Raw genomic sequence first — 11,372 nt, 5'->3', positions numbered from 1 at the left:
CCATTGTCCAAAATTCCCCACTGCTGCCTCCCGTAGGAGTAGGGCCCGTGTCTCAGTGCCCTTGTGGCCGGTCGCCCTTTCAGGCCGGCTATCCGTCGTTGCCTTGGTAGTCCGTTACACTGCCAACTAGCTGATAGAATATAAGACCATCTCCAAGCGATAAATCTTTGATAATAAAAAGATGCCTTTTCATTATGTTATGGGGTATTAGCAATCCTTTCGGACTGTTATTCCCCACTCAGAGGTAGGTTTCTTATACATTACTCACCCGTCTGCCACTAAACTTTACTCTGTATTGCTACAAAGTAAAGTCCCGTTCGACTTGCATGTGTTATGCACGATGCCAGCGTTAACTCTGAGCCAGGATCAAACTCTCCATTAGAATTAATTACCTTTAAATCGCAAGCGGTTTAAAGGCAACTAATCGCTAACATTGAGCTGTTGACTTTTGACTCTACTTGTTTGAATTAACTTGGTGTCCTATTTTTGAAAAGTATAGGACTTAACTTAATGAGCCTTGAACTGTAAAACTTGCGTTTTTCCGGTTCAAATCGCCCATTCGCACATTGCTGTCAAATTTTCACAGAGCGAAAATTCCTCGTTGCTTTTTCTTTATTTCAAAAAAGCAATGGAATTTTTAACTTCTTTTTTGTAGCACTTCTCTCGGCTACAAACATAGTATAGCAAAAAATGTTGACTTTGTCAAGTCTTTTTTAATTCAACGGCTCAACTTGTCAATTTCTTACTACACAACTATTAAAGCATATTTTTTAAAGTTTGTCAAGTTTTTTCTTGTTTTACTTCAAACGGCTTTGCTTACTGCCTAGTTTAAAATCTACGAAACATTTAATCTTTTTTGTACCGCTTGGTTATTCAAGCCGGTCATGGCCGCTAAGGACCGAAGGGATAAGATTAAATCTATATATATATATGTAAACTGCAAAACTAACTTGATCGGCTTGGCTCAGTCCATCGGCTGCCTTTTCTAATATAAGGAGATGTTTCGCTGCCGAAAAGTTTTCTGTTTGCACTTTACTTTTTACTACAGAAGTTTTTTACTTTTACAAAGATCAATTTAAGACTACCTATATAGTCTAACAAAAAAAGACAGAAATGTCAAGGCCCGTTTTTCTTTTCCTTTTAAAAAGTGGAAAAAGGGCTCTTGTAAACTTCCATGGAAACAAACCTTTTTTGTTTCCGTATATAAATAGTATAGCAGTTTAGTGTAAATTTGTCAACTCTTTTTTTCTCCGTCGGAGATTTAAAGATTTTTTGACACGATTAAAAAGAACTTGCAATTTTTTGTTGCATTTTGGCGCGGTTTCTGTTGCGCCCAAAACTGCGTTACTGTTTATGTATTTATTATAACAAATTGCAACGGATCGGGCAACCTTTATTTGTTTTATTGCAGACAAACACAACGTCCCTATTTGCAAAAGATAACATCCTATGCCCTAAGAGGTCCTAGGCCTCTTTGCCCGCCCCGGCGAGAAGGTTGTTGCGTTGCAAAGCAACAGTGCAAAAATAGTGTGGCTACAAGTAAGTAAAAGTTGGCTCCCAAAATGCCTGCCCCCGGCAAGGGGGCGTTGCAGAATAACACGAAGACCCTCTTTGCAAAAGATAACATCACACGCCTAAAGAGGTTTGAGGCCTCACGCCCGCCCTGGCGAAGGGCTTGACAAATCAAAAAAAAAAACGATAATAAAGGGACGCAAAAAATATATAAGGAGCAAACAACATGAAAAACAAACAAGCATTTACGTTAATTGAATTATTGGTCGTCGTTCTCATCATCGGCATACTGGCGGCGGTTGCATTGCCGCAATATACGCTTGCCGTCAATAAAAGCCGCTTTGCTAATTTACGTAGCATGGCGCAACCGTATGTTAAAGCCATGGAAGCATACCACTTGGCAAACGGCGAGTGGCCACACAATTTTGATGAGTTAAGCGTAGACGCGCCGGCCGGATTAACATTTAATACGTTCACCTCTCCCATTGCCAGTTGCGCGCGTGATACCAAAACATATTGTTGTATCCAAAAAAAGAGCCCAGGCGGCTGGGGCACTGTTATACGATGCGGTCTAACAGATTATTCTTTTATGTATTCGTACACATTGGAAACAGGGGATGGCATAGAGGAAAACAATTATCAATCTGTGTGCATTGCAAAAGATACCGATGCCAACGCCAATAAAATGTGCAGCAGTTTTGGCGGCACACATTTTCACACCGGAGGGACGTTAACCCCCGACGGGCCTAAGTCCAATTATAAATATTACAAATTACCCTAAACCCCGTCCATAAATGCTATCCTTATATATATGGACCTAAACACGTTGTTAAAAAACACGTCGCGCAGTTTATATTTAAGCGTGCAAGCATTGCCGCAGGCCATGCGTCCGGCGTTCTCAGTAGCGTATTTATTGTGCCGCTACGCCGACACGATTGCCGATACGCCCTTACTGCCCGCCGAACGACGCTTGTATTGGATCAAAAAATTTCCGTCCGTCATTGAAAACCAACCGCAAGAAGAAATCACGCAACTCGCGCGCGAAATCAAAGGCGGCAGCGATAACCCGTACGAAAAAATTCTCATTGAAAATTTGCGTCCGTGTTTGGATGCGTTTAACAAAATTTCAGACGAGCAAAAGCCGTTTATTTTGGAAGTCGCCCGCGCCGTTTGCGAGGGGATGAAAATTGATTTGCAAACTTTTCCGCACGAAAAAAACGCGCCCGCAGTTGCTTTTCAAACCGCCAAAGAACTGGAAAATTATTGCCGTTTAATGGGCGGCAAACCGGGTCAATTTTGGAGCCAGTTAATTTTTCACACATCTAAAATTCACACCGATAAAGAAACATTTTTTGAGCTCGGCCGCCACATCGGGGATGCTTTACAAATTGTAAACATCTTGCGCGATTTGCCCAAAGATTTACAAATCGGGCGTTGTTATTTCCCGCAAGAAGAATTGCAAAAAATCGGCTTAACGCCGAACGATTTATCAGACGTAAAAAACAGCACGCGCTTTGAGTCCGTCAAACAAAAATGGATTGCGTGGGGGTTAACGCGTTTGCAAGACGGTAAAAAATATTTCAGTTTACTGCCCAAAACGCAACCGGGCCAACGCGCCGCCGTAGCGTGGCCGATTTTGTGGGCGGCAGACACGCTGTATAAACTCCACCAAACCCCTAATTTGTTAGACGTAAAAAACCGCGTCAAAATTCCGCGCAGTACCATTTATCTGACAATGCTTTGCACCCCGCCTTTGTGGCTGAGCAACCACGTTTTTGATGCGTGGCTCAACCGCAAATTGCAAAAATTCAACAAATAATTTTTGTTTTCCCGACGGGAAAAATTATTTTAAAATTACCCCTTGAAATTTTGACAAAAACCTTTATACTGTTAATACACAGTACGCAGGGAATGCCCGATGTCCTTGGTTGCAGTTGCGGCGGGTACAGTGTATCCCCCGATTGCGCATAGACCCGGATGCGGAGCCCCCGGCGGAAAGAGGAACATACGTCACATGAACATGACAATGAGCTAAACCCCCGAAATAATACGCGGGGGTTTATTTTTTGGTTAAATTTGTAGTGTGCCGTTGTTGCGTCGCCCCTCACATACCCGCGGCGCTACGCGCCGTCACTAAAAGTATGCTTCAGGGCTCCGCGCCTAGGCACACTGCAAATTTCACCCAAAAACTCTGCACACACGTATCGTTTTACTCACTCGGTCGCATACCTCCGCGCTAACGCGCGCGCTCCGACAGTATACCTCCTAAACTCGCGCCTAGTCTTGCGCTAAATTTCACACAAAAACTCTGCACACACGTATCGCTCAATCGCCGACGCCTAGAAAAAAATTATTTTAGTTTGCAAAATCTGATACACGCGTATCGTTTTACTCACTCAGTCGCATACTTCCGCGCTAACGCGCGAGTTCCTACAGTATTACTCCTTCGTTCGTGCCTAGTCCTACGGCAATTTAGTGTGCAAAATCTGATACCCGAGTGTTGCAAAATTCTTTCGCCGATGCCTAGAAAAAAATTATTTTAATTTGCAAAATCTGGCACACATATCTCTTCGTCCAGCCCAGCACAACACGAAGTCCCCCTTTTGCGAAAGATAACATCAAAAGCAAACAGCGGTTTTAGGCCGCTTGACGGCCCGCAGGATCCCGGCAAGCACGCGTTGCAGAATAACACGAAATCCCCCTTGTAGAACATAACATCATCAGCTTACAGAGGTCCTAGGCCTCACGGCCGTGCGCCAAGCACTTGACAAATCAAAAAAAAAAACGATAATAAAGGGACGCAAAAATATATAAGGAGCAACCATATGAAAAACACAAATAAAAATATATGTCATTCCAAACTTGATTTGGAATCTCACCGCTTTCTAAAACGACAACAAGGTGAGATCCTGAAACAAGTTCAGGATGACGGCCTTATTTGTTATAACAGCAACAGCGGCTTTACGCTTATTGAATTATTAGTTGTCGTTCTCATCATCGGCATTTTAGCCGCGGTGGCGTTGCCGCAATATCAAAAAGTAGTAGAGCGCAGTAAGGCCACACAAGCACTTACTTTATTAAAAGCAGTGGCCCAAGCACAAACGGAATATTTTTTGGCTAACGGCTCGTATACACGGCACTTTGACGATCTCTCTATAGATATTCCCTTAACAGGAAATACCAAAGTTATCGCCGCCGCCCAAGATACTAAGTCCGACGGAAATTGGTCTTTACAATTGGAAGATGCTACCGCTGGCGGCCATAACTTTAATGTGTATATGCTTCGGACTAACGGAAAATATCAAGGAGCCGGCTTTCAGATATTATTGCAGTCGCCTAGTGGCGCAAACCTGAATCCCCAAATAAGATGTTTAGAAAGAAAAATTGGAGCAAACATTACGTTTGATTCTTCTTTGCCAGCAGGTGCTTATTGTGAAAAAATTATACATGCTCCCACTTTGACAGGTGAGGGCACTTATGAACGTGTTTATTCTTTATAACAAAACAACCGGGCGCAACTAAAGTTACGCCCGTAATTTATTTTGTGCGTTGTGTAAATTTTTACCCAAACAACTCTTTGAAGAAACTTTTTTTGCCACCTGTTTCTTTGGCGAGTTCTTCCAAAAGTTCTTTCTGGCGGGCCGTGGGTTTTTTGGGTACTTCAATTTTTACGTTAATCAGCAAATCGCCAAACCCTTTTTTACCGAGCTTGGGCATGCCGTTTCCTTGCATTTTCAGCACTTCGCCAAATTGCGTGCCTTTGGGAATTTCTACTTCAATTTCTTTGCCTTCAATCGTCGGCACTTTGATACTGCCGCCCAGCACCGCTTGCGGATAGGTAATTTGCGCGTCCAACACTAAATCATCCCCCTCGCGTCGGAAAATTTTATGGTCTTTGACGTGTACTTCCACATATAAATCGCCAAAGCCGCCGCCGTTTGTGCCGATGTCCCCGCCATTAGATACACGTAGCGTAACGCCCGTTCGCACGCCGGAGGGCACTTTGACCGTGATGTTTTCTTTCACACGTTTTGTTCCGCTGCCGCGGCAAGATGAACACGGCTTTTCCACCACCGTACCGCGTCCGCCGCAATCGGGGCAAACTTGGCGCATGCTGAAAAATCCTTGCGAGTAAGTTACCGTACCCGTTCCCCCGCACGAGCGGCATGTCTTGCGCGCGCTGCCCGGGGCCGCGCCCGAGCCGTCGCAAGCAGAACAGTTATCCAACCGCGTATATTCTACGGGAATTTCCTTACCGGCAAACGCTTCTTCCAGCGTTAAGGTAACGTCTAATTTTAAATCTTCGCCGCGTTGGGCGCGCGGTTTACCGCCGCGCCGGTTAAAGCCACCGCCAAAGATGTCGCCAAACATAGAGCCGAAAATATCGTTGATATCTCCAAAGCCGTTGGCGTTAAAACCGCCAAAGCCGCCTGCGCCGTTAAGTCCTTCGTGGCCGTATTGGTCATACATTTGTTTTTTCTGGGGGTCAGACAACACAGAGAAGGCCTCGTTTACTTTTTTAAACTGTTCTTCGGCCTCTTTGTTGCCGGGGTTTCTGTCGGGGTGGTATTTCATCGCTTGACGGCGAAACGCGGACTTAATTTCCACTTCGCTCGCGGTGCGCTCAATACCTAAAATTTGATAATAATCTTCTTTCATGGTTGTAGGCATATATTAAATCTAGTACATTTATATTTTATTAAATTTTTTAACCCTCGTAAAAATGATACAATAGCCCTATGACAAATTCCCCGCTGATTTCCGTCGTCGTACCCATATATAATATGGCCGCGTATTTGCCGCGGTGCGTGGATAGTATTTTGGCACAAACCTATAAAAATTTGGAAATTATTTTAGTGGACGACGGCTCCACCGATAACTGTTTGGAAATTTGCCAACAGTATGCGCAAAAAGACAACCGCATTAAAGTAATACACCAAGAAAATAAAGGTGTATCGGCCGCGCGCAACGCGGGGTTGGACAATATGCACGGGGACTTTGTGGCTTTTGTGGACCCGGATGATTGGCTGGCGGAAAATGCGTATGAAATTTTAATTGATTTGCATCAAAAAACAGGCGCAGATATTGCGTGGGGCAACATCATTTTTCACTATGCAGATGGCCGCCCTCCGAAGGAGCAACCGCTGTATTTCTCCTCAAATACCAATTGGAATCATATTTCACAAGAAGACTATCTGATTACCCTTCAACCTAGTTGTTGGAATAAGTTATATATAAAACGGTTATTCAATAAAGGCGTACAATTTGCCACTCAATATACCTATGGTGAAGATTTAGATTTTATGTTTCACGCAGTACAAGCGGCCAATTTTGTGGCTTTTACAACGGCCCCTGTTTATCATTACTTAGTACGCTCGAACTCCGTATCCAATGGGCCTTCTATCTCCGACGTTTTGCAAGGTATGGCGATACGCCAAAATATTTTGGAATTTTGCGCAAAAAACAATCTGCCACGGGCACATAAAAGAATTCAAACCGATATTCTCAGTTTTACATACACACTGTTTACGATCCTGATGATATACGATAAAAAAAACCAATACCTTGAACTATTAAATAAATTGCGGAATTGGTTATTGCAACATAAAAAACTAATTTCCACGACGTCTGTTATGACATTCTTCGGCAAAGCTTTCCTTTTATGCACCGTTCCGTCCCCTAAAATAACAAAAAAAATACTTAGAACATCTTTCATCAACGCGGCCTTAAAAAAACAATTTATTACCCGCGCTCCCGATTGGGGACGAGGCATTCATGAGCGTGTTGCCCGCGGAGAACCTTTATGATCCAGATCCCGTTGATTTCCGTTATCGTACCTGTCTATAATGTAGCCGCGTATTTGCCGCGGTGCTTAGATAGTATTTTGGCCCAAACCTATAAAAATTTAGAAATTATTTTGGTAGACGACGGCTCTACCGATAACAGCCTGGAAATCTGCCAACAGTACGCGCAAAAAGACAACCGTATTAAAATAATACACCAAGAAAATAAAGGATTGCCCGGAGCACGTAACACCGGGTTAAACAATATGCAAGGCGATTTTGTGGCGTTTGTCGATTCCGACGACTGGATCCCCCCTCAAGCCTATTCAACTCTTTATGATTTACACAAAAGAACAGGCGCGGATGTTATGTGGGGATCCTTACTTTATAGCACAACAAGAGGCTCTCGAATTCCTGCACATTTTCATCTGCCAACGAATGACCAAGAGCGGCTATGTTTAGTTGATGTACTTTGTACAGGAAACATGCTCTGTGTGGACAAAATATATATTGCTTCACTCTTTACCCAAAATTTACGCTTTAATGAAAGACTAACTTATTCTGAAGATTTGGACTTTATCCTTCGATTGCTTCAAAAAGCTAATTTTGTAGCGTTTACCAAACAAACCGTTTACTACTATTTTATGCGTCCTGATTCAATAACCCATACGCCTTCCCTGCATAAACTGTCAGATGATATTCATGTATGGCATAAAATTTATAGTTTTACCAAAAGAAAACATGTAGACAAAGCCCTTGTCCCCATTACACGCATGTTTGTGGGCGTTCTATGTGTTTTCTTAATGGCGGTCATTTTATATGATAAAAGGGGAACTTATATATACTCTTTCCAACAAACCCGCACGTGGCTACGGCATCATTTAAAAGACATCCTTTTTAACTCCCCCATGGGCTGGCCCGGCAAGATTTTTATATTGTTTCCGCTATACTTTCCACGAGTTGCCAAATGGACTTTTCACTTGCCGTGGCTATATCCCTTTTTACACCAACAATTTAACGCAAGGATTGCCCCTAAAAGCGCAACTTTATGAAAAACGCATCTCTTATCTCTCTTATCGTTCCTGTATACAATGGCGCCGCATTTTTAGCCCGCTGCATAGAAAGCGTGCAACAGCAAACGCATGCACCATGGGAATTGATTTTAGTAGATGACGGCTCTACCGATGACAGTTTGACTCTCTGTCAGCAATATGCCTCCCAAGATAAACGGATCCGTGTGATTAGCCAAAAAAACCAAGGCAATTGCGCCGCACGCAACAGAGGAATTAAACACGCTAAAGGGGCCCTGTTAGGTTTCATAGACCAAGATGATTGGCTCACACCGAATGCTTTACAAACCCTGTTAGATTTGCATACGCAAACCGGGGCCGAAATTACATGGGGACAAGCGGCTAATGTGAGCGATCAAACCGCCCTGCCGCTTCATCCGCCGAAGTTCGCCCTGCCCGTAACTTATACGCATCTTTCTTTAGAAGATATGCTAAGCACAACCGAGCCATGGTGCTGGAACAAACTGTATGCGCGGGCGTTGTTTGAAAGAGGACTATTGTTTGACACACAACTTTCCTTAGGAGAAGACATTGATTTTATTTTCCGCGCCGCCCAATTGGCAAATTTTTTAGCTTTCACTTCCGATATTGTATATATTCATGCGGTGCGTGCCTTATCCACATCTCACAGGCCCCAACTAAAACGCTATATAGACGCTTATTGCGTTTGGGAAAAGATTCACATTTATATCGGCCAACATAATTTGCACCGGGCCCAAGCCCCTGTATATCAACAACTTGTGAACAATCAAGCCGATTTATTATTGGCCATTTTGCTTTATGATATCCGCAATGAATATACGGATGTATTCCGTAAAATGCGGCAAAGTTTTAAGAAAAACGCTAAAAATTTCTTTTGTAACGATTCTGTTTCTTTATGTGGCAAGATGGCGGTATTGTTGCCTTGGCTAAACGGAAGGCTCGCGCGTTCTGTTTTCCGTTGTCCGGGGTTGCACCGCTATTTGTGCACCAAATACGAAAAACAAATTGCCAGACGTTGCTAGAAGGCGCACTCATCAATTACATAATTGTCTCATTTATGCTATAATTAGAGTAGCGGAATTTCCCCTACTGGGGAAATCGCTGGAAAAAATTATGTACGCAATTATTGAAACTGGTGGAAAACAGTACTGGGTAAAACCCGGTCAAGATCTGCAGGTTGAAAAACTGGAAGCGAAGGTCGGCGACAGCGTAGAACTTAAAGTTCTCTGGGCCGCCAACGAAGAAGGTACCTCAGCAGATACCAAAGCCGCTAACACGGCCAAGGTCACCGCTCAAGTGGTCAAACATTTGAGAGGTCAAAAAGTGATTGTCTATAAACGTCGCCCGAAAAAAGGATACGAACGTACCCAAGGGCACAGACAATACTTAACGCAAATTAAAATCACGGATATCCAGTTAAGGGCACAGACAATACTTAACGCAAATTAAAATCACGGATATCCAGTTATAAATTGGGAGATAAACAATGGCACATACAAAAGCTCAAGGTTCTTCCTCTAACGGAAGAGACAGCCACGGCCAACGTTTAGGTATTAAACGTTACGGCTCCCAGTTTGTAAACGCTGGGGAAATCATTGTGCGCCAACGCGGTACCAAATTCTTGCCCGGTACCAACGTTACCCGCAGCAGTGATGACAGCCTCTTTGCCCGCGTCAGCGGCATTGTGACCTTTGAATGGGTCCGCAGAGGCAAACAACAAATTTCCGTGTACCCCAAAGTTGCGGAAACGAAAGAAGCCAAAAAAGCGCCTGCTAAAAAAGCCGCGGCCCCCAAAGCCGCTGCCAAAAAGGCGCCCGCTAAAAAAGCCGCCAAACCGGCTGCTAAAAAAGCGGACAAATAATCTTTTGGCCACAAAAAGCGGCAGGACTATCCTGCCGCTTTTTTATTTTGAAAATATCGGCCGCGCCGCCAAAGAGGAATTATGCAATCAGGCAGTTTTTTAGACCGTGTTAAAATTTACATTACCGCCGGAAAAGGCGGCGACGGCTGTTTGTCTTTCCGCCGTGAAAAATTTATTGAGTTCGGCGGCCCCAACGGCGGTTGCGGCGGCAAAGGCGGCGATATTATTTTGCAGGCCGACCCCAATTTGACCACCTTATTAGAACTTGCCTACAACCCGCACATTGAAGCGCAAAACGGCGAAAAGGGCGGCACATACAATAAAACCGGCCGCGCCGGAGAAGACCGCATTGTACGCGTGCCGTGCGGAACGATCGTGCGACAAGACGGCGAAATTTTAGTTGATTTAACAAAACCCGGCCAACAATTTGTAGCCGCCAAAGGCGGTATGGGCGGACGCGGCAACCAATCGTTTAAGACAAGAAACAATACGGCCCCGCACATCGCCGAAAACGGACAACCCGGCGAGGAAGCCACGTTAATTTTAGAATTAAAAGTGCTTGCCGATTTAGGACTTGTCGGTTTTCCTAATGCGGGCAAAAGCACGTTTTTAAGCCGCATTTCCGCGGCACGCCCGCGTATTGCCGATTATCCTTTTACCACCTTAAACCCAAACTTGGGCGTTACGTTACACAAAGGAATGAGTTTCGCTACCGCCGATATTCCCGGTATTATTGAGGGTGCCAGCGAAGGAAAAGGTCTCGGGCATCAATTTTTAAAGCACATTGAACGCACGCGCGTGCTACTTCACATCGTGGATCCCGACGGATTTGACGGTATGAGTGCGGAAGAATCAATCAAAGTAATTGAAAAAGAATTAAAAGCGTTTGACAAAAAACTATCCCAAAAGCCGCGCATTATTGCCGTTAACAAAATGGATTTGCCGTCGGCAAAAAAGGCATACGAAACGCTGAAAAAGAAATGCAAAAAACAGAAAGTCTTTTTGATGTCCGCCGCCACGGGCGAAGGGGTGCAGGCCGTATTAGACGAAATTGTCAAAATTCTGGCCGCTACCCCGGTGGAAATTATAGTGCCGGAAGAAAAGAAAACCGCTGTTCATAAAGTAGAGCCGATCTTTACCATTGAACGCGGCGAGGACGATATC

At 44.1% G+C, this 11,372-nt stretch carries 10 protein-coding genes and 1 rRNA gene; 9 read left to right on the top strand and 2 right to left on the bottom strand.

Annotation, left to right across the window (positions count from 1 at the left end; genetic code table 11):
• A 16S ribosomal RNA gene (locus ACQY2W_RS06995) occupies positions 1-382 on the bottom strand; the annotation flags it as partial.
• A gap of 1,356 nt (positions 383-1,738) precedes the next feature.
• On the opposite strand from ACQY2W_RS06995, the gene ACQY2W_RS06990 reads away from it, so the two are divergent.
• From ACQY2W_RS06990 to ACQY2W_RS06980, 3 genes are all read left to right on the top strand, one after another.
• Entirely contained in the window at positions 1,739-2,293 is a 555-nt protein-coding gene (locus ACQY2W_RS06990) for a type IV pilin protein (protein WP_428050737.1), read from the top strand.
• Between the two features lie 30 nt (positions 2,294-2,323).
• Complete coding sequence (locus tag ACQY2W_RS06985; RefSeq protein WP_428050736.1) at positions 2,324-3,331, top strand: phytoene/squalene synthase family protein; 1,008 nt, start codon at positions 2,324-2,326, stop codon at positions 3,329-3,331.
• A 1,006-nt stretch (positions 3,332-4,337) separates the two neighbouring features.
• Positions 4,338-5,012: a type IV pilin protein gene (locus ACQY2W_RS06980; protein ID WP_428050735.1), complete on the top strand. Its 675-nt coding sequence runs from the start codon at positions 4,338-4,340 to the stop codon at positions 5,010-5,012.
• 61 nt (positions 5,013-5,073) lie between these two features.
• Here the strand turns inward: ACQY2W_RS06980 and dnaJ are convergent, their stop codons facing one another.
• Positions 5,074-6,183 (bottom strand): molecular chaperone DnaJ, encoded by a 1,110-nt coding sequence (dnaJ, locus tag ACQY2W_RS06975; protein WP_428050734.1) that lies wholly within the window; start codon positions 6,181-6,183, stop codon positions 5,074-5,076.
• A 68-nt stretch (positions 6,184-6,251) separates the two neighbouring features.
• Between dnaJ and ACQY2W_RS06970 the strand changes: the two genes are divergently transcribed.
• The 6 genes from ACQY2W_RS06970 to obgE all read left to right on the top strand — a co-directional run.
• Positions 6,252-7,319 carry a glycosyltransferase family 2 protein gene (locus ACQY2W_RS06970; RefSeq protein WP_428050733.1) on the top strand — a complete coding sequence of 356 codons (1,068 nt, stop codon included), beginning with the start codon at positions 6,252-6,254 and terminating at the stop codon, positions 7,317-7,319.
• The gene (locus ACQY2W_RS06965) at positions 7,316-8,347 is read left to right on the top strand and encodes a glycosyltransferase family 2 protein (RefSeq protein WP_428050732.1); all 1,032 of its coding nucleotides are present in this window, start codon (positions 7,316-7,318) and stop codon (positions 8,345-8,347) included. Before ACQY2W_RS06970 ends, ACQY2W_RS06965 begins: the two co-directional genes overlap by 4 nt.
• The gene (locus ACQY2W_RS06960) at positions 8,344-9,369 is read left to right on the top strand and encodes a glycosyltransferase family 2 protein (RefSeq protein WP_428050731.1); all 1,026 of its coding nucleotides are present in this window, start codon (positions 8,344-8,346) and stop codon (positions 9,367-9,369) included. The genes ACQY2W_RS06965 and ACQY2W_RS06960 overlap by 4 nt, the downstream gene beginning before the upstream one ends.
• A 91-nt stretch (positions 9,370-9,460) precedes the next feature.
• On the top strand, positions 9,461-9,796 hold the full coding sequence (rplU, locus tag ACQY2W_RS06955) for a 50S ribosomal protein L21 (RefSeq protein WP_428050730.1): 336 nt from the start codon (positions 9,461-9,463) through the stop codon (positions 9,794-9,796).
• Positions 9,797-9,833: 37 nt separating this feature from the next.
• Entirely contained in the window at positions 9,834-10,208 is a 375-nt protein-coding gene (rpmA, locus tag ACQY2W_RS06950) for a 50S ribosomal protein L27 (protein ID WP_428050729.1), read from the top strand.
• A gap of 81 nt (positions 10,209-10,289) precedes the next feature.
• Positions 10,290-11,372 (top strand): GTPase ObgE (gene obgE, locus ACQY2W_RS06945; RefSeq protein WP_428050728.1); only part of this gene is annotated, 1,083 nt, incomplete at its 3' end.

The organism is Candidatus Avelusimicrobium caledoniensis, assembly GCF_902756455.1.
Classification (GTDB): domain Bacteria; phylum Elusimicrobiota; class Elusimicrobia; order Elusimicrobiales; family Elusimicrobiaceae; genus Avelusimicrobium; species Avelusimicrobium caledoniense.
The sequence above is the reverse complement of the archived record's forward strand: the minus strand, read 5'-3'. Positions and strand labels throughout refer to the sequence as shown.

Bases quoted from the DNA above. Each gene is read 5' to 3' on its own strand.
- ACQY2W_RS06990 (WP_428050737.1), top strand. From the start codon at position 1,739: ATGAAAAACAAACAAGCATTTACGTTAATTGAATTATTGGTCGTCGTT.
- ACQY2W_RS06985 (WP_428050736.1), top strand. From the start codon at position 2,324: ATGGACCTAAACACGTTGTTAAAAAACACGTCGCGCAGTTTATATTTA.
- ACQY2W_RS06980 (WP_428050735.1), top strand. From the start codon at position 4,338: ATGAAAAACACAAATAAAAATATATGTCATTCCAAACTTGATTTGGAA.
- dnaJ (WP_428050734.1), bottom strand. From the start codon at position 6,183: ATGCCTACAACCATGAAAGAAGATTATTATCAAATTTTAGGTATTGAG.
- ACQY2W_RS06970 (WP_428050733.1), top strand. From the start codon at position 6,252: ATGACAAATTCCCCGCTGATTTCCGTCGTCGTACCCATATATAATATG.
- ACQY2W_RS06965 (WP_428050732.1), top strand. From the start codon at position 7,316: ATGATCCAGATCCCGTTGATTTCCGTTATCGTACCTGTCTATAATGTA.
- ACQY2W_RS06960 (WP_428050731.1), top strand. From the start codon at position 8,344: ATGAAAAACGCATCTCTTATCTCTCTTATCGTTCCTGTATACAATGGC.
- rplU (WP_428050730.1), top strand. From the start codon at position 9,461: ATGTACGCAATTATTGAAACTGGTGGAAAACAGTACTGGGTAAAACCC.
- rpmA (WP_428050729.1), top strand. From the start codon at position 9,834: ATGGCACATACAAAAGCTCAAGGTTCTTCCTCTAACGGAAGAGACAGC.